The 17,067-nt window shown below is 72.8% G+C and carries 17 protein-coding genes; 4 read left to right on the top strand and 13 right to left on the bottom strand.

Going from position 1 to position 17,067, the window contains the following annotated elements; translation table 11 throughout:
* Positions 1 to 16 precede the first annotated feature (16 nt).
* From smc to BS80_RS14995, 3 genes are all read right to left on the bottom strand, one after another.
* Positions 17 to 3,637 (bottom strand): chromosome segregation protein SMC, encoded by a 3,621-nt coding sequence (gene smc, locus BS80_RS14985; RefSeq protein WP_051966636.1) that lies wholly within the window; start codon positions 3,635 to 3,637, stop codon positions 17 to 19.
* Positions 3,638 to 3,983: 346 nt separating this feature from the next.
* A complete protein-coding gene (locus tag BS80_RS14990; protein ID WP_035797752.1) occupies positions 3,984 to 4,187 on the bottom strand; it encodes a hypothetical protein in 204 nt (67 codons plus the stop codon).
* Positions 4,188 to 4,665: 478 nt separating this feature from the next.
* Positions 4,666 to 4,944, bottom strand: a complete 279-nt coding sequence (locus BS80_RS14995) for an acylphosphatase (RefSeq protein ID WP_035797753.1) — start codon at positions 4,942 to 4,944, stop codon at positions 4,666 to 4,668.
* Positions 4,945 to 5,051: 107 nt separating this feature from the next.
* Here BS80_RS14995 and BS80_RS15000 point away from each other — a divergent pair, with 107 nt between their 5' ends.
* Positions 5,052 to 5,564, top strand: a complete 513-nt coding sequence (locus BS80_RS15000) for a CAP domain-containing protein (protein ID WP_051966637.1) — start codon at positions 5,052 to 5,054, stop codon at positions 5,562 to 5,564.
* Positions 5,565 to 5,571: 7 nt separating this feature from the next.
* Here the strand turns inward: BS80_RS15000 and BS80_RS15005 are convergent, their stop codons facing one another.
* On the bottom strand, positions 5,572 to 6,057 hold the full coding sequence (locus BS80_RS15005) for a winged helix-turn-helix transcriptional regulator (protein ID WP_035797754.1): 486 nt from the start codon (positions 6,055 to 6,057) through the stop codon (positions 5,572 to 5,574).
* Between the two features lie 111 nt (positions 6,058 to 6,168).
* On the bottom strand, positions 6,169 to 7,551 hold the full coding sequence (locus BS80_RS15010) for a hypothetical protein (protein ID WP_035797755.1): 1,383 nt from the start codon (positions 7,549 to 7,551) through the stop codon (positions 6,169 to 6,171).
* Positions 7,552 to 7,885: 334 nt separating this feature from the next.
* Here BS80_RS15010 and BS80_RS40785 point away from each other — a divergent pair, with 334 nt between their 5' ends.
* From BS80_RS40785 to BS80_RS15025, 3 genes are all read left to right on the top strand, one after another.
* Positions 7,886 to 8,461, top strand: a complete 576-nt coding sequence (locus BS80_RS40785) for a DUF6542 domain-containing protein (protein WP_157536286.1) — start codon at positions 7,886 to 7,888, stop codon at positions 8,459 to 8,461.
* Positions 8,454 to 10,079: an LCP family protein gene (locus BS80_RS15020; protein ID WP_232246494.1), complete on the top strand. Its 1,626-nt coding sequence runs from the start codon at positions 8,454 to 8,456 to the stop codon at positions 10,077 to 10,079. Before BS80_RS40785 ends, BS80_RS15020 begins: the two co-directional genes overlap by 8 nt.
* A gap of 118 nt (positions 10,080 to 10,197) precedes the next feature.
* On the top strand, positions 10,198 to 11,145 hold the full coding sequence (locus BS80_RS15025; RefSeq protein WP_035797756.1) for a hypothetical protein: 948 nt from the start codon (positions 10,198 to 10,200) through the stop codon (positions 11,143 to 11,145).
* A gap of 12 nt (positions 11,146 to 11,157) precedes the next feature.
* Here BS80_RS15025 and mutM read toward each other — a convergent pair whose 3' ends face one another.
* The 8 genes from mutM to BS80_RS15065 all read right to left on the bottom strand — a co-directional run bounded on the left by mutM (position 11,158) and on the right by BS80_RS15065 (position 16,965).
* Positions 11,158 to 12,021 carry a bifunctional DNA-formamidopyrimidine glycosylase/DNA-(apurinic or apyrimidinic site) lyase gene (gene mutM, locus BS80_RS15030; RefSeq protein ID WP_035797758.1) on the bottom strand — a complete coding sequence of 288 codons (864 nt, stop codon included), beginning with the start codon at positions 12,019 to 12,021 and terminating at the stop codon, positions 11,158 to 11,160.
* A 15-nt stretch (positions 12,022 to 12,036) separates the two neighbouring features.
* On the bottom strand, positions 12,037 to 12,801 hold the full coding sequence (gene rnc / locus BS80_RS15035; protein WP_035797760.1) for a ribonuclease III: 765 nt from the start codon (positions 12,799 to 12,801) through the stop codon (positions 12,037 to 12,039).
* 14 nt (positions 12,802 to 12,815) lie between these two features.
* Positions 12,816 to 12,989, bottom strand: a complete 174-nt coding sequence (rpmF, locus tag BS80_RS15040; RefSeq protein WP_035797762.1) for a 50S ribosomal protein L32 — start codon at positions 12,987 to 12,989, stop codon at positions 12,816 to 12,818.
* Between the two features lie 2 nt (positions 12,990 to 12,991).
* Positions 12,992 to 13,642, bottom strand: a complete 651-nt coding sequence (locus BS80_RS15045) for a YceD family protein (RefSeq protein WP_035797763.1) — start codon at positions 13,640 to 13,642, stop codon at positions 12,992 to 12,994.
* Positions 13,643 to 13,831: 189 nt separating this feature from the next.
* The gene (locus BS80_RS15050) at positions 13,832 to 15,043 is read right to left on the bottom strand and encodes an ATP synthase F0 subunit B (protein WP_035797768.1); all 1,212 of its coding nucleotides are present in this window, start codon (positions 15,041 to 15,043) and stop codon (positions 13,832 to 13,834) included.
* A 191-nt stretch (positions 15,044 to 15,234) separates the two neighbouring features.
* Positions 15,235 to 15,723 carry a pantetheine-phosphate adenylyltransferase gene (coaD, locus tag BS80_RS15055; protein WP_035797769.1) on the bottom strand — a complete coding sequence of 163 codons (489 nt, stop codon included), beginning with the start codon at positions 15,721 to 15,723 and terminating at the stop codon, positions 15,235 to 15,237.
* A 32-nt stretch (positions 15,724 to 15,755) separates the two neighbouring features.
* Positions 15,756 to 16,352: a 16S rRNA (guanine(966)-N(2))-methyltransferase RsmD gene (gene rsmD / locus BS80_RS15060; protein WP_035797771.1), complete on the bottom strand. Its 597-nt coding sequence runs from the start codon at positions 16,350 to 16,352 to the stop codon at positions 15,756 to 15,758.
* A gap of 103 nt (positions 16,353 to 16,455) precedes the next feature.
* A complete protein-coding gene (locus tag BS80_RS15065) occupies positions 16,456 to 16,965 on the bottom strand; it encodes a hypothetical protein (RefSeq protein ID WP_035797772.1) in 510 nt (169 codons plus the stop codon).
* Positions 16,966 to 17,067 lie beyond the last annotated feature (102 nt).

Here is a 17,067-nt window from a genome sequence, read left to right on the forward strand (position 1 = left end):
CAGAGAGAAGACGGGCCTACGGCGTTGCCGTCGCCTGCTGCTTGGGCAGCTTCCGCTCGCGGTGCTCGTCGCGCAGGCGCTGGCTGATCACCTGGGAGATGCCGTCGCCCTTCATGGTCACGCCGTACAGCGCGTCGGCGGACTCCATGGTCAGCTTCTGGTGGGTGATCACGATCAGCTGGGAGCTGTCCCGCAGCTCCTCCATGATCGCGATCAGCCGGCGCAGGTTGGTCTCGTCGAGCGCCGCCTCCACCTCGTCCATCACGTAGAACGGGCTGGGCCTGGCCTTGAAGATGGCCACCAACAGCGCGACCGCGGTGAGCGAGCGCTCGCCGCCGGAGAGCAGTGAGAGTCGCTTGACCTTCTTGCCCGGCGGGCGGGCCTCCACGTCGACGCCTGTGGTGAGCATGTTGTCCGGGTCGGTCAGCACCAACCGCCCCTCACCGCCGGGGAAGAGCCGCGAGAAGACGCCCTCGAACTGGGCGGCGGTGTCGTGGTAGGCCGCGGTGAAGAGCTGTTCGACCCGCTGGTCCACGTCCCGGACGATCTCCATCAGGTCGCGCCGGCTGCGCTTGAGGTCGTCCAGCTGCTCGCCGAGGAACTGGTGGCGCTCCTCCAGCGCGGTGAACTCCTCCAGCGCCAGCGGGTTGACCTTGCCGAGCTGCTGGTAGGCGCGCTCGGCCGCGCGCAGCCGCTTCTCCTGCTCGGCGCGGTCGTAGCCGGTGGGCTCGCCGGGCGGCTGTCCCTCCTCGGGGGTGGGCGGCGGCACCGGCTGGTCCGGGCCGTAGCCGGCCAGCAGGTCGGTGCCCTCGATGCCGAACTCCTCCAGCGCCCTGGCCTCCAGCTGCTCGATCCGCAGCCGCTTCTCGGCGCGCAACACCTCGTCGCGGTGGCCGGCGTCGACCAGCTTGTCGAGCTCCGCCTTGAGCTCACGGCCGCGCTCGCGTTCGGCCCGCAGCTCGGTCTCCCGGCCCGCCCTGGTCTGCTCGACCGCCGCGCGTTCGGCGTCGGCGCGGGCCAGCGAGACCTCCAGGCAGCCGAGCAGCTGCCGGGCGCCGTCCGCGACGGCGCCGGCGACGGCCGCGTCCTGCTGCGCGCGGCGGCGGCGGACGGCGGCGCGGGCTCGGGCCTCGCGTTCGGTGCGGGCGCCGCGGTCCAGCGCGTCGGCGCGGCCGGCCAGCGCGCGGACCCGCTCCTCGTGCGTACGCACCGCCAGCCGGGACTCCATCTCGACCTGCCGGGCCTGCGCGGACGCCTGCGCCAACCGGTCCTGCTCGGCGGCGTCCGGCTCGTCGTCGCCGGATTCGGCCAGCTCCTGGGCCGTTTCCAGCCGGGCGGCCAGCTCCTCGGCGGCCTCGTGGGCGGCGGCCAAGCCCTGCTCGGCCCGCTCGACGGCGGCGGCGCCGCGCTCGGCCTCGCCGTCCGCCGCGCGGGCCTGGCCGCCGAGCCGCCCGAGCGAGCCGGCCACCTCGGCGCGACCGCGCTCGGCCCGGCGCCGCCCGGCGGCCAACTGCTCGACCTCGGCCACGAGTTCCGCACGCGCCGCGTTCGCCCTGACCAGCTCCTCGGCCGACTCGGCGCAGCGCGCGTCGAGGGCGTCGATGGCCAGCGCGGTCTCGTCGACGGCGGCCTGGGTCTCCAACAGGCTGGGCGGGGCGGCCGAGCCGCCCTGGGCGAGGCCACCGGCCAGCAGGTCGCCGTCGACGGTGACCGCGGTCAGTCCGGGACGGGCGGCGATCAGCTGCTGCGCCGCGTCGAGGTCGGCGACCACGACCGTGTCGGCCAGCAGAGCGCGCACCACCGCGAGCAGCGCCGGCGGCCCGTCCACCAGCCCGGCGGCCGGACGGGCTCCGGCGGGCAGCGCGCCCAGTGCCGGCACGGGGGCGGGCGCAATGTCGGGCGCGGCCGGGCCGGCCGGGTCCGCGATCAGCAGCGCCGCCCGGCCGGCGTCCTCCTTGCGCAGCAGCCGCAGGGCCTGAGCCGCGGCGTCCAGGCTGTCCACCGCGACCGCGTCCGCCGCGACGCCGAGAGCGGCGGCGATCGCGGTCCGATGCTCGGCGCCGACCCGCAGCAGGGCGCCCGCCGGACCCAGCAGCCCGGCCGGCCGGTCGGCGGAGGCCAGCAGCGCGCCCGTGCCGTCCTTACGCCGCAGGCCCAGTGAGAGCGCCTCATGGCGGGCCGTCAGCGCGGCACGCTCACGTTCGGCGGAGCTCGCGGCATCCCGGACGGTGCTCAGGTGACGCTCCGCGCCCGCCAACCGCTCACGCGCTGCCTCGTGCGCCGCATCCAGCTCCTCGTCCCCCGCCTCCAGAGCAGCCACCCGCTCCTCCAGCAGCTCCAACTCCTGCCGCGCGGCACGGGCCCGCTCGGTCGCCTGGTCCCGGGCGTCGGCCAGTCGGCCGATCTCCGCCTCGGCACTCGCCGCCCGGGACCGGGCCGCGGCGGCCTGCCCCTGGAGCCGGGCCAGACCCTCCCGGCGGTCGGCGATGGCCCGGGCCACCGCCTTCAACCGCCGCTCCTCCGCGGCGAGTGCGCGCTCCAGCTCGCCGCGCGCGTCGACGGCCTCGGCCAGCGCGTCCTGGGCCTGCTCCAGCGCCTCGGTGAGCATGGCCTCCTCGGTGCGGATCCGCTCGGCCTCGCGCTCCATCTCCTCGGGCTCCCGCCCGCGCCGCTCCTCCGCCGCTCCCCCGGCGGCGGCGTGCCGCACCCGTGCCTCGGCCAGACCGATCGTGCCGCGGGTCCGCTCGACCAGTGCGGAGAGCTGGTACCAGGCCTGCCGGGCGCTCTCCAGCCGCGGCCCGAGCTGCTCGACCTGCGCCTCCAGAACCGCCTCACGCTGCTGCGCGGCCGCCAGCTCCTGTTCCACGGTGGAGCGGCGCAGCCGCAGCGCCAGCTCGTCGGCCACCTCCGCCTCGACGGCCCGGCGCAGCGTCAGCAGGTCGTCGGCGAGCAGCCGCAGCCGGGCGTCGCGCAGGTCGGCCTGGATCCCGGCGGCCCGCCGGGCGATCCTGGCCTGTCGGCCGAGCGGGCCCAGCTGGCGGCGCAGTTCGGCCACCAGGTCCTGCACCCGGTTGAGGTTGGCCGCCATCGCGTCCAGCTTGCGCAGCGCCTTCTCCTTGCGCTTGCGGTGCTTGAGGACGCCGGCCGCCTCCTCGATGAAGGCGCGCCGCCCCATCGGGTCGGCGTGCAGCACCGAGTCCAGCTGGCCCTGGCCGACGATCACGTGCATCTCGCGGCCGATGCCGGAGTCGGAGAGCAGCTCCTGGATGTCGAGCAGCCGGCAGGTCTCGCCGTTCAGCGCGTACTCGCTGCCGCCGTTGCGGAACATCGTGCGGGTGATCGTCACCTCGGCGTAGTCGATCGGCAGCGCGCCGTCGGTGTTGTCGATGGTGAGGCTGACCTCGGCCCGGCCGAGCGGCGCGCGCCCGGTGGTCCCGGCGAAGATGACGTCCTCCATCTTGCCGCCGCGCAGGGACTTGGCGCCCTGCTCCCCCATCACCCAGGAGAGCGCGTCGACCACGTTGGACTTGCCGGAGCCGTTCGGGCCGACCACGCAGGTGATGCCGGGCTCGAAGCGCAGGGTGGTCGCCGAGGCGAAGGACTTGAAGCCACGCAGCGTGAGGCTCTTCAGGTGCACGCGCCGCTCTCCCAGTCCTTCGAGGCTCTTCCGGTCACCCCGCCCGCTCCCCTTGGGGGTCGACTGTATCCGGAGGGACCGACCGCGGACCGTCAGGCCGCGCTCGCCGGTTTCGTCGCGGCGGCCGGTGGGCAGTCTCTGGAAAACGGCCCGGTGTGATCGCCGGGCGGCCCGCCGCGCGAGGCGGCGGAGAGCAGTGGGGGCAACCGGGGGACAGTGGAGCGAGACAGAGACGACGAAGGGACGCCGGTGAGGGCGTCCCTGGTGAGCGCGTCCCGTGCGGAAGCGGAATGCGTCAACATGCGGCGAGGTCGGCCGGTCGCGGCCGGTCGACAGCGATCGTGGATCAGGTGAGCGCGGGCTCCCGCTGTTCCAGATCGATACTGCTGAGCAGGGAGTGCTCGTCAGCGACAGCGACGAGTGCGTCGTTCTCCGCCTGCATCCGAGTCAGCTCGGATTCCAGGTCCTGGACGCGCAGCTGAAGCCGCCGCATCTCGGAAAGCATTCGCGGGTCGGGGCCGCCGACGTACCCGAGAAGCGCCTTTGCCATGATGAATGGTCCTCCACGCTGAGTGACCGAACCGGTACGGTATAGGTCGAGGGAAGGGGTCACGCACGCGCTGCGGATAACGGGCAGTGCTGGCTGGGCATTAACAGGTCAAACACTGTGGATGTACGGCCACAGGGCATGGCCCTGCCCGAAAAACGCGGTCGTGTGCGCGGGTTTCCAGCGTCTCACCAAAGACCGTACGGGTCAACACGATCACCGCGAGCTACGACGCCGCTGTCACCTGCATGGCGGGATTGACACACCACGGGGTCGCGGAGGTGTCCACCGTGTGGAGGTGGATCACTGCTCGATGCGGAGTCAACCACGGCAGCGCGCCGACCGCAACCGCGCGGCACGGCCTGTTGACCCGCGGGTCACCCGATCCGGTGATCTTCCATCAATGCTCCACCCGGCCGGAACCCGGCCGAGCCCTGACCGGGCCCCGACAGACCCCCGCCGCCGCGACGGAGCGTGATCGTCAGCGGATGGCGAACCCGTCGTACCCGTCGCCGGTGGCGCTCCAGATCTCGGTCACGCCGGCCACCCGCCCCGGGGTGCCGGGGCCGCGGAGCAGCGCCAACAGCAGCTCGCAGTCCTGGTGGGACCCCTCGGCGACCACCTGCACCCGGCCGTCGCCCAGATTGCTGGCATATCCGGTCAGGCCGATCTCCAGCGCGCGCGCCCTGGTCCACCAGCGGAAGCCGACCTGCTGCACGGTTCCCCGCACCCAGATGGTGGCTCGGACTACTTCTTGCATCCCACGACCATAGTCGGGCAATACCGCGCACCTCACGCCAGAGCCGACCATGCTGACGTACGGTCCTTGGACGATGCCTCAGAGTGACGAATCGAGGAGCCGACGCCATGACCAGACCCGTTCGGCAGCCCCGGCGCCGCCCCCGACCGGCCGGGGCGCTGGCGCTCTCGCTCTGCTGCGCCGCCCTCGTGAGCGCCGTGGTCACCGTCGGCCCGGCCGCCGCGGCCCCGGCCGACAACTCGGCCCGGGTGATCGCTCTGGTCAACCAGCACCGCCGGCAGGCCGGCTGCGGGCCGCTGACGGCCGACCGGCGGCTCGACTCGCTGGCGCAGTCGCTCAGCGACGACATGGCCGGCCGCGGCTTCTTCGACCACACCGACCCCGACGGCCACAGCCCGTGGGACCGCGCCCGGGCCGCGTCCATCGGCTACCTCGGCGGCGAGAACATCGCCCGCGGCCAGCCGACCCCCGAGGCCGTGGTGACCGCCTGGATGGACAGCCCCGGCCACCGCGCCAATCTGCTCGACTGCCGGTTCACCACCCTGGGTACCGGCCTGCACCAGGGCCCCGGCGGCCCCTGGTGGACCGAGGACTTCGGCTACCCGCAGAACGCCCGCTAGCGGCGTGTCAGCCGATCGGCCCAGAGCGCTCCCAGCCGGGCGAGTGAATGTCGAGGGTGACGTCCGGCCCGTTCGGCCGCACCTCGCAGGTGCGGCAGACCCAGGCGGCGTCCAGCGGGTGGTCCGGGTGACCGGGCACCTGGTGCATCAGGGTGACCGGCGGCTCGTCCACGGCCCAGCGGTCGCCCCAGACCAGCAGCGCCTGGATGACCGGGGCCAGCTCCCGGCCGGCCTCGGTGAGGTGGTACTCGTAGCGCGCCGGACGCTCCTGGTAGAGCCGGCGCTCCAGCACCCCGGCCTCCTCCAGCGCGCGCAGCCGGGCCGTCAGGCGGTCGCGCGGCGCGCCGGTGTTGCGCGCGATCCGGTCGAAGCGGTGGTTGCCGTAGAAGAGTTCGCGGACGGCCAGCAGGGCCCACTTCTCGCCCATGACCTGCAGGGCGGCGGCGATCGAGCAGGGGCGGCCCGGGGGGCGCGAAGAGCTGTCTGCGGTCACTCCGCCAGCCTGCCACAGCGGGTTTCGTTCTCAAACTGAACGACGCGGGCCCGCCACCTCGCGGTGACGGGCCCGTTGCTCATGGCAGACGCCGGACGGCCGGAGCGGGGATCAGAAGTCCCCGCCGCCGAAGTCCCCGCCCCCGCCGAAGTCGCCACCGCCCCCGAAGTCGCCACCGGAGAACCCGCCACTGAAGTCCTGCGCGTTGAAGTCACCGCCGGAGAAGTCACCGCCCTCGAAGGAGGAGTCCTGCCCGCCCTCGTACCCGCCCGGGCCGGATGCCGCCCAGGCGTCGCCGCCGGAGAAGACCGAGCCGAGCATCGTGCCGACCAGCAGGCCGGGCAGCAGGCCCGATCCGTAGCCGCCGAAGTAGCCGCCCGCCCACGGCCCGTAGGCCGGACCGGCGTTCCAGTACGGCTGCGGCCCCTGGTCGGTCTGGACCGTGCGGATCGCCGGGTCCAGGCCGGTGGCCAGCCGCTGCGCGTCGGCCGCGCAGACCGGGACGGTCCGGGCCGCGCCGCCGTCCGGCGCCCAGTCGGCGTCCTGGGTGGACGGGCCGTGCCGCGGGTCGAAGAAGCAGGGCGGACGGCGGTCCGGCAGCGGCCGGCCCTCGCGGCGGGCGGCCAGCGCGGCCAGCGCGAACCGACCGTCCTCCAGCGCCTCGGTGACGGCCTTGACGTCGGCCGGCTCCTTCGCCGCGTCCATGGTGCGCTTGGCGTTCTCGTAGGCGTCCAGCGCGTGCGTGTAGTCGGCGCGCTGGAGGTCGTCCACGTCGGCGGCCGAGGGGCTGAAGTCCAGCCGGTCGAGCTCCTCGCCGAAGGCGGTGATGTCCTCGTCGACCACCGTGCGCAGCTGGCGCAGCTCGGCGGCCTTCTGCTCCGCCTTGCGCTTGGCCGCGCGCCGGAAGAGCAGGAAGACGCCGGAGCCGGCCAGCGCCAGCAGCACCAGCGGGACCACGATCGCCGCGGTGCTGATGCCGGAGGAGCCCGCGGCGCCGGGAGCGTGGCCGTGCACCTGGGGCGCAGCGTTGTCGACGAAGCTGTTCAGCGCCGCGTTGACGTCGGTCTTGTGCGCGTCGAAGGCGGCCTGCGCGTAGTTCTGCGCGCTCTGCCGGGAGAGCGCGGCGTTGTCGCTGCCCACCGCGAACTCGGTGCCGCGCCAGACGGCGTAGACCCCGGTGACGCCGGTGGTGGTGCGCAGGTCCTTGATCACCGTCTTCGCCGGGTACTGGTCGGTGGCGGGCACCACCGCGACGAAGATCGGCTTGTCGGCGGCCTTGATCCTGGCGGTCAGCGCGTCGGCCTGGGCCTGCGAGAACTGGCCCGTCATCGCCGGGTCCACGTAGACCCTGCCCTGCTTCAGCGCGGAGGAGGCGGCGTCGAGGCCGCCCGCGGCGGACGCGGCGCCGGGAGCCAGCAGCAGGAGCAGCAGCCCGAGCAGCGCCACCACGGCGGCCGGACCGGCGACCCGGGAACGGCGGGGAACGATTCTCATACCCCCGACGCTACCGGGCCGCCAAACCGTTCTCCGGAGCCCGCAGGACGCCGAGGATTCCCAGGCGAAGTCGCGCGGCGCGCCAACTTCTGCGCATGGCAGTCGAGTTGGACCAGAGAGGCAATAACAGGCCAACAATCGGTCAACACTATTTCTCTTACGCAAGTGTTACGTTCGGCACACCCCGGGGAACCCGGTAACCTTCGCGCTCTCCGAGGCCCCCTCGGGCCACTCCCCGAACGCGAAAACACTTGCTACATTTCGCAACTGTCGAATGTCGGCAGCCGCCCGGCGTGCTCGCCGGTCGGTCCCCCGACCTCACGAGGGTAGGAACATGGCAGGCCAATGGGCGGGTGCGCCCGCCGAAGAGGCGGAGGGGCAGGCCGAGGTCCCCGGGCAGCGCCGGGCACCGGCCGAGCGGCTCGGGGGCCGGCGGTCGGACCCGAGACGGGCGCCGCAGTCCGCCGCGGGCGGCCGGGCGGAGGGTCGGCGGTGCGCTGGACGCGCGCAGAGCCGCCGCCCGGCCCGCGGCGCGCGCGCCGGCGGAACCGCCGTCCTCCTGGTGCTCGGCCTGCCGTTGACGGGCGCGCTGCTGGACCAGTTGCTGGGTTCCGGCCCGGGCTGGACCTTCGCCGTGCTCACCGTCCTCGGCACCGCCGCAGCGGCCCAGCTCACCAGTCCGGCCGGCTGGTGGTGGGTGCTCCCCGCCCCTCCTCCGGTGGTACTCGGCGTCACGGCCGCAACCCGGGTGCTGGCCGACTCGTCTAAGTACCAGGACGGCAAAGCACTGGCCACCGATGCCGCGCGGCTGGCCATCCACGGGTTCCCGGTGATGGCGTCGGCCCTCGTGGCCGCCCTTGCCGTCGTACTGGTACGCGTCGTACGAGAGAGCGGAGGCCGTCGTGCCTGAACACCAGGGAGCCGGCCGGACCAACCGCGCCGCCCGCCGCAGACCCGGCCCCGCCGCACCCCCGCGCCGTACCCCGCCGCTGGTCGTCGCCGGCCGGACGATCGCCTGTGCGACCTCGCTGGCGGTCCTCGGCACCTGCGGTTTCAGCTGGTACGCCTACCAGTCGCTGACCAACGGCCTGACCACCTCCAGCGCCCTGAACGACATCAGGAAGGGCGCGCCCCCGCATCTGGACAACTCGGTCAACCTGCTGCTCATCGGCCTGGACAGCCGCAAGGACATGAACGGCGAGGACCTGCCCGGCCAGTTCGTCCAGGACGAACTGCACGCCGGTTCCAGCAGCGAGGTCGGCGGCTACAACACCAACACCCTGATGGTGATGCACATCCCGGCCAACGGCGGGCAGGTCACCGCGCTCTCCATCCCGCGCGACGACTACGTGCAGACGGTCGGCGCGGACGGCAAGATGCACAAGATCAAGGAGGCCTACGGCATCGCCAAGTCGATGGCCGAGGTCAAGCTGGGCGGCAAGGGGCTCTCCAAGCCCGAGTTGGAACGCCAGAGCCGGGAGGCCGGCCGCAAGGCCACCCTGGCGACCGTGCAGTCCTTCCTGGGCATCCCGATCGACCACTTCGCCGAGGTCAACCTGCTCGGCTTCTACGACATCGCCAAGGCCGTCGAACCCATCCAGGTCTGCCTCAACCACGCCACCCGGGACCCCGCGATCACGGGCCAGGGCTCCGGCGCCGACTTCACGGCGGGCCTGAACACCCTGAACGCCTCGCAGGCGCTCTCCTTCGTCCGCCAGCGGCACAACCTGGCCAACGGCGACCTCGACCGGACCCACCGCCAACAGGCCTTCATCGCCTCGGTGGTGGCCAAGCTGAAGGGCGCCGGGGTGATGGGCGACCTGGGCAAGATGCAGCAGCTCTTCGACGTGGTCAAGAAGGACGTCGTGATGGACGACCAGTGGAACGTCCTGGACTTCGCCCAGCAGGCGCCCAACCTCTCCGGCGGGCACGTCGAGGCCAACACCCTGCCGATCGCCGGTTTCGCGACCGTCAACGGGCAGGACGTGAACAAGGTCGACCCGGTCCAGATCAAGCGGATCGTGCAGCAGCTGACCGGGCACGACCCGGCTCCGGCCCCGGCGGCCGAGCCGGCCCCGGTCGACAGCCCCACCGAGAGCGCCCCCTCCGCCGCCGCGTCCGCACCGGCGTCGCAGGCCCCCCCGGGCACGGTCGACGTCCTCAACACCTCCGCCACCGCCGGCGCCGCCGCCACCGAGTCGAAGGCGCTGACCGCGCTCGGCTTCACCGCCGGCCGGATCGGCCAGGCCCCGCGGCAGACCAGGACCACGGTCACCTACGGCGCCGGCGCGAAGGAGGCGGCCGACCAGATCGCGGCCCGCTACGGCGTCACGGCGACCGCCGGTGCGACCACCCGTGCCGGTCACGTCGAAGTCACCCTGGGCACCGGCTACACCCCGCCCGGCGCGCCGGCGGGCGGCGCCGCGAGCCCGGCCGCCAAGGGCTCCAGCGGGGCTCAGGACCCGGCTGCCAACCTTCCGATGCAGGGACCGCCGGTGAAGATGGGCGGCATCCCCTGCGTTGACTGACGCCCGTCCGTCCCCCGGCCCGGTCTCACCCGTGGCCGGGGTTCTTCACCCTGCTGCAGCACAGGGCATAGTGGGAGCATCCACGCCGTGCAGGCGTTTTACCTGATCGGAGCATCTGGTGATCATCGGCCTCGTGACCGCCGTGGCGGCCTCCGCCTGTTATGGCACCGGTTCGGTGCTGCAGGCGGTCGGCTCCCGCCGGTCGGCCCGCGAGGAGGCGGCCGCGGCTGCGGCCGCCGGCACGACGGCTGCGAGCGACGCCCCGGTGATGACCACCGAGCACGGCGGCCCCAGCCTCACCTCCACCGCCAAGGCCGTGGTGACCTGGGAGTTCATCCTCGGCACCGCGCTCGACCTGATCGGCTTCCTGCTCGGCGCGCTGGCCGCCCGGCTGCTGCCGCTCTTCCTCTCCCAGACGGTGATCAGCGCCAACCTGGTGATCACCGCGCTGCTCAGCATCAAGCTGCTCGGCATGCGGCTCAAGCGGCCCGAGTGGGCCTCCATCGCGGTGGTCTGCGCGGCGCTGGTGATGCTCGCGGTGGCGGCCGGCCCGGAGGGCACCGGCACGACGCCGATCTCCACCCACTGGTGGCTGCTGCTGGTCTCGGTGGCGGTGATCGCGGGCGGCTCGCTGCTGGTCCGCCGGCTCGGCACCAGCGGGGCGATCGTGGCCGGCCTGGTCTCCGGCCTCGGCTTCGGCGCGCTCGGCATCGGGGTGCGCGTCCTGAACGGCGTGGACCCGTTCGACATGGGCCAGTTGCTCAGCGACCCGGCCCTCTACGCGATCCTGGTCGGCGGCCTGGGCGGGATGTACCTGCACACCGTCGCGCTGCAGACCGGCTCGGTCAACGCCGCGACCGCCGCCCTGGTCGTCGGCGAGACGGTGGTCCCGGGCGTGATCGGCGTGCTGTGGCTGGGCGACGCCACCCGGCACGGCCTGAGCTGGCTGGGCGTCGTCGGCTTCGTGCTGGCCGTCGCCGGCGCGGTGGCGGTGGCGCACTTCGGGCAGGGCGAGGAGGCGCTCCCGCCGTCCGGCGCGCGGGAGCCGGAACTCAGCACGCGCTGACGGTGCGAGCGGTCAGCGCGGCCGGGGGACGCGCTGACAGCGCGGGCAGTAGTAGCTGGAGCGGTTCATCCAGGCGGCCCGCCGGATCGGGGTGGCGCAGCGGTAGCAGGGTTCGCCCTCGCGACCGTAGGCGTCCAGCGAGCGGGAGAAGTAGCCGCTCTCACCGTTCACGTTGACGTAGAGGCTGTCGAAGCTGGTGCCGCCGACCGCCAGCGCCGCGTTCATCACCTCGCGGGCGTTGGCCAGCAGGGTGGCGGCCAACGGCCGGGTGAGGCTCTCGGTGGGGCGGTCGTAGTGCAGCTTGGAGCGCCAGAGCGCCTCGTCCGCGTAGATGTTGCCGACCCCGCTGATCAGCGTCTGGTCGAGCAGCGCGCGCTTGACCGTGGTGCGGCGGGCGCGCAACGCGGCGGCGAAGGCCGCGTCGTCGAAGCGCGGGTCGAGCGGGTCGCGGGCGATGTGCGCGAGCGAGACCGGGGTGGCCTCCGGATCACCGGCCTCGGCCTGCTCGGCGGCGAGCCCGCCGAAGGTCCGCTGGTCGACGAAGCGCAGCTCGCGCCCGCCGTCGGTGAAGCGCAGCCGGACCCGCAGGTGCGTCTCGTCCGGGGTGGCCGGGTCCTGGACGAGCAGCTGCCCGCTCATCCCGAGGTGGCCCAGCATCGACGTCTCGCCGTCGTCCAGCGGCACCCAGAGGTACTTGCCGCGCCGCTGGGCGCTGCCGAACGTAGCGCCGGTGAGCAGCGCGGCGAACTCGCCGGCCCCGGCGGGCTGGCGGCGTACCGCGCGCGGGTGCAGGACCTGCACCTCGGCGACGGTACGGCCGGTGATCCAGCGCGCGAGTCCGCGCCGGACCACCTCGACCTCGGGAAGTTCGGGCACGGCGGGACTCCCGTCCTACGCGGCAGGGTCGGCGTGCTTGGCCTTGATCGCGCGCCAGGCGCTCTCGGCGGCCTTCTGCTCGGCTTCCTTCTTGGAACGGCCGGTGCCACTGCCGTAGTCCTCGCCGGCCACCCGGGCGGCGGCGTTGAAGGTCTTCTCGTGGTCCGGACCGGACTCCTCGACGACGTACTCGGGCACGCCGATGCCCACCGAGGCGGTGAGTTCCTGAAGGCTGGTCTTCCAGTCGAGACCGGCGCCCAGCTGCGAGGACTCCGCGATCAGCGGGTCGAAGAGCCGGTGCACGAACTCGGTCGCGGCCGGCAGGCCCTGGTCCAGGTAGATGGCGCCGATCACGGCCTCGACGGTGTCGGCGAGGATCGACGACTTGTCGCGACCGCCGGTACCCTCCTCGCCCTTGCCGAGCCGGATGAAGGTGCCGAGCTCCAGACCGCGGCCGACCTCGGCGAGCGCGCGGGAGTTCACCACCGCGGCGCGAAGTTTGGCGAGCGTGCCCTCCGGGACATCCGGGTGGATGCGGTAGAGGGTGTCGGTCACCACCAGTCCGAGCACCGAGTCCCCGAGGAACTCCAGGCGCTCGTTGGTAGGCAGACCGCCGTTCTCGTAGGCGTACGAACGATGGGTCAGCGAACGTACCAGAAGGGCGCGCTCGAGTGTGTACCCGAGGCGCCCTTCCAGGACGTCGTAGTCGGTCGACGCCGGCCCGCCGCCCTTCCCCCCATTGCTGGGGGACGACTTGCGGGAAGAGTTGTCATCCGACATCGAACGCCCGCCGATCAGACCGAGAGGACCTGGCGACGGTTGTACGTGCCGCAGCTCGGGCACGCGGTGTGACCGAGCTTCGGCTCGTGGCAGCGGTCGCACGCCACGAGGGCCGGGACGACGGCCTTCCAGTTGGAACGTCGGTGGCGCGTGTTGCTGCGCGACATCTTCCGCTTCGGAACAGCCACGGCTACTTCTCCTGATCTTCGGCAGAACCCTCACGGGTGCTGCTGGTCTTGATTCCGTCACCCTCGTCGCCAGGGGCGGCGGAGAGTCCCTGCAATGCCGCCCACCGGGGGTCGGCGACATCATGGTGGTGGGCCGGGTCGTCGCTCAGGCGTGCTCCGCATTCGGAGCACAGACCCAGGCAGTCTTCCTGGCACACCGGCTGCAGCGGCAGTGCGAGCACCACCGCGTCACGCAGCACCGGAGAGAGGTCGAAGTAATCGCCCTCCAACCGGTAGATCTCATCCTCGTCCTCGTCGGACTCCTCCTCGGAGGAGGTTCCGCCGGTCCGGGTGCGCCCGCGCTCGTCGGCCTCCGGGTAGTAGTACAGCTCCTGGAAGTCGACGTCGAGGCTGTCCTCGACGGGCTCCAGGCAGCGCACACACTCTCCGGTGACGTCGGCCTCGGCGGTGCCCGTCACGAGCACCCCTTCGACCACCGACTCCAGGCGCAGCTCCAGGACGATCTCGCTGTCCGCAGGAACGCCGATCACGTCGACGATCCCCAGGCCCTCGGGGGCCTTCAGGGTGCGGGACACCTTGCGCAGCGAACCGGGGCGACGGCCGAGCTCATGCGTGTCGAACACGAGCGGGTCGCGGTGGTCGAGGCGGTTCAAGGTGTCCTGACTTCCTACGGCGGGCGCATCGCTGCGCCACGCGAGTGGTTCTTGGGTTTGGTCCGGGTGCCTGGCACTGGTGCGCGGGCAGCCGAACGGTCCGGTATGGAAAGACCGGAGTGGTCAGACTACCGGAGAGCGGCGCCAGGCCCAACTTCGGACGACCGGCACCGCCGCACCCGGCGGCCGCTAGCGGCCGCCGAGCTCCCGGAGTCTGGTCATGTCGATCATGCTGGTGTCGAAGAAGCTGGTCTCGTCCAGGCCGGCCTGCTGCGGCAGCTGGGCGGGCTGGACGGGGTGCTGCTGCTGGTAGCCGTACGGGTCGTAGCCCTGCTGGGCGGCCGGGTAGGCCTGCTCCTGCTGCTGGTAGCCGTAGGAGGGCGCCGCGTACGGGTCGGCCTGCTGCTGGCCCTGGTAGCCGTACTGGCCGTGGCCGCCGTAGGGGTCGGCCTGGACCGCCGGGTCGTAGCCGCCGCCGTAGACCTCGGCGTACTCGCCGCCGCCGTGCTGCTGGGCGTACGGGGCCTCCTGGCCGCCCTGGTACTGCGCGGCCGCGGCGTACGGGACGTCGCCGGGTGCGGCCTGCCAGCCGGCCTCGACCGGGGTCTGCTCGGGCCAGCTCTGCTGCTGCGGGACCTCGGCCCGGTACCAGGCGGGCTGGTCGTCCGCGCTGTCGGCGAGGTCGGCGAAGCCCTCCTCGGCGAAGCCGGCGGCCACCGCCTCGGCGCGGTCCTTCTGGTTCTGGGCCTCGTCGGCGGCGGCCAGGTAGGCGCCGAGCTCGTCGATCGGGGCCTTGCCGAGCAGCTTGTCGCGGCCGCGGCCGACCGCCTCCAGGGTGCCGCTGAGCACGGCCTGGAGGGTGGCGAGCTTCACATCGACGTACTCGTCGACCTCGGGGCTCGGGGTGTCGCGCGGCTGGAACTCCTCGCCGTCCGCGTCGTTGGTCTCGTACGCGCTCTGCTCACCGCGCAGCTTGTCCCGGCCGCGGCCGACCGCGCCCAGCGTCTTGGTGAGCACGACCTCGAAGTTGGCCAGCTTGCTGTCGACGTAGTCGTCGGCCTCCTGGCGCTTGAGCGCGATCTCCTCGCGCGCCTCCGCCAGGATCCGGTCGGCCTGCGCCTGCGAGCGGCGGACCACCTCGGTGTCCGAGATCAGCGAGCCGCGTTCGGCGTGCGCCCCCTGGATGATCAGATCCGCCTCGCCGCGGGCGTCCGCCACCAGCTGCTCGTGGTCGGCCATCACCGACTGGGCCTGGGCGAGTTCGGTCGGCAGCGCCTCGCGCAGCTCCTGGAGCAGGGCGATGAGCTCGGCCCGGTTCACCACACAGGAGGACGACATGGGCATCGAGCGGGCGTTCTCGACCGCGGCGACGATCTCATCGACTTTGTTCTGCACGTCCACGGGTCTTCTGTCTTTCCGTGTGCCGCCGGGATACGGGCGGAGGCAGCGGAGCCGGGCGACACCCGGGGTCAGTCCGGGGGCGCCGCGAGGCGGGAGTACAGACTGTACGTCCACCACGGGGTGCCGTGACAACGCCGTCCGCCTCGCCGCCACCCGGGAGGCGGACAGCCCATGACGATCCGCCAGTCGCCCTACTGTGCGGCGCGCTCGGCGATCCGGTCGGCGAGGCGCTGGTGGACCGCCTGCGGGATCAGGTGCGAGACGTCGCCGCCGTAGGAGGCCACCTCCTTGACCAGGGTCGAGGAGAGGAAGCTGTACGTCGGCGAGGTCGGCACGAAGAGCGTCTCGACGCCGGTCAGGCCGCGGTTCATCTGGGCCATCTGCAGCTCGTAGTCGAAGTCGCTGACCGCCCGCAGGCCCTTGACGATCGCCGGGATCCCGCGCGCCCGGCAGAAGTCCACCAGCAGGCCGTGGTGCGACTCCACCTCGATGTTGCCGTAGCTCGCGGTGGTCTCCTCGATCAGCTCGATGCGCTCCTCGATGCTGAACAGGCCCTGCTTGTTCTTGTTGATCAGCACCGCGACGTGCACCACGTCGTAGAGCTTGGAGGCCCGCTCGATGATGTCGAGGTGGCCATTGGTGATCGGGTCGAACGAGCCCGGGCAGACGGCGCGGCGCATGAGGTGGGGTGTCCCTTCGGTAGTTCGCCCGGTCAGTTCGCCCGGTCGGCTGCGGCGGCCTCGGCCCCGGTGGCCTGGCCGTACCAGAGCGTGCCCTCGCCGTAACGGCGCGAGCGGAGTGCTTCGAAGCCCTCGGGCCAGTCGAACTCGCCGCCCCGGGTGCTGCGTTCCACGGTGACGAGTGCGTCGTCCGTGAGCCAGTCCCCAGAGCGGAGTGTGATCAGCATCTCGCACAGCTCCTGGTCCGTGACGGTGTACGGCGGGTCCAGGAAGACCACGTCGTACGGCTCCTCGGGCGCCCGGCCGGCCGCCACCCGCTCGGCGCGGTCCGCGCGGACCTCGGCCCCGGGCAGCGCCAGCGTCCTGACGTTCTCCCGGATCACCTTGGCCGCCGAGGCGTCCGCCTCCACCAGCAGGACGTGCGCGGCGCCGCGGGAGAGCGCCTCCAGGCCCACCGCGCCGGAGCCGCCGAAGAGATCGAGCATCCGGACCCCGTCGAGGGTGCCGCGCAGCGCCTGCAGCGTGGAGAACATCGCCTCGCGGGCCTTGTCGGAGGTCGGACGGGTGCTGCGGCCTGGCGGTACGGCCAGCCGACGGCCACCGGCCACCCCGGCGATCACGCGGGTCATGACGATCCTGAACTGTCGGAGCTGTCTCTTCCGTGACCACGCTATACGCCCTCCTGTCCGAGACCGGACAGGAGGGCGGTGGGTCGCGGGGCGGCTGCCGGCGCTACTCCTGGGGCACCGCGCCCAGCAGGGCCGGCGAGGCGTAGCGCGACCAGGAGAGGCAGCCGTCGGGCGGGCAGTGCTCGGGCCGGCGCGGGTCGTGGCCCAGCTCGCGCAGCTTGGTACGGACGGAGTCGGGCGTGCGGCCGAACCGGGCGGCTATCCGGGCGATGGTCTCGTTGTCGTGGAAGCGCCGGACGAGCTCCTCCTCGTGCTGCGGCACCCAGGGGGCGCCGTGGCCCGGGTAGAGCTCGCGCAGCACGTCGCGGTCGGGGATCGGCTCGGAGACGTCGGCGACGATCGCCAGGGCGCGCAGCGCGCGGTTGAGCGCGATCCGCAGGCTGGCGACGTCCTCCACCGGGAGGCGGAGCCGGCCGGAGGCCAGCGGCTCGGCGGCCGACCCCTCGCGCCAGCCGGTCAGGGTGAGGGTGACCTCTCGGTCGTCGTCGCTGGCGAGTTCGATCCGGAAAACCTTGTCGCCGAGCGGGAGCTCGTTGAGATGACGGAATGCCACGGCAGGACCCCCAAGTGTCGTGTCAGGAACGCACCTTGGGGGTGCGCCCTGAACACCTTCATTCTCTCGCGGGGTACTGACAATCCCGGGTGTCCGGCGGCC

Origin of the sequence: Kitasatospora mediocidica KCTC 9733 (assembly GCF_000744225.1) — a bacterium.
GTDB classification, from domain to species: Bacteria; Actinomycetota; Actinomycetes; order Streptomycetales; family Streptomycetaceae; genus Kitasatospora; species Kitasatospora mediocidica.

Bases quoted from the DNA above. Each gene is read 5' to 3' on its own strand.
- BS80_RS14990 (WP_035797752.1), bottom strand. From the start codon at position 4,187: ATGGCAAAGGCGCTTCTCGGGTACGTCGGCGGCCCCGACCCGCGAATG.
- BS80_RS14995 (WP_035797753.1), bottom strand. From the start codon at position 4,944: ATGCAAGAAGTAGTCCGAGCCACCATCTGGGTGCGGGGAACCGTGCAG.
- BS80_RS15000 (WP_051966637.1), top strand. From the start codon at position 5,052: ATGACCAGACCCGTTCGGCAGCCCCGGCGCCGCCCCCGACCGGCCGGG.
- BS80_RS15010 (WP_035797755.1), bottom strand. From the start codon at position 7,551: ATGAGAATCGTTCCCCGCCGTTCCCGGGTCGCCGGTCCGGCCGCCGTG.
- BS80_RS40785 (WP_157536286.1), top strand. From the start codon at position 7,886: ATGGCAGGCCAATGGGCGGGTGCGCCCGCCGAAGAGGCGGAGGGGCAG.
- rnc (WP_035797760.1), bottom strand. From the start codon at position 12,801: ATGTCGGATGACAACTCTTCCCGCAAGTCGTCCCCCAGCAATGGGGGG.
- coaD (WP_035797769.1), bottom strand. From the start codon at position 15,723: ATGCGCCGCGCCGTCTGCCCGGGCTCGTTCGACCCGATCACCAATGGC.
- rsmD (WP_035797771.1), bottom strand. From the start codon at position 16,352: ATGACCCGCGTGATCGCCGGGGTGGCCGGTGGCCGTCGGCTGGCCGTA.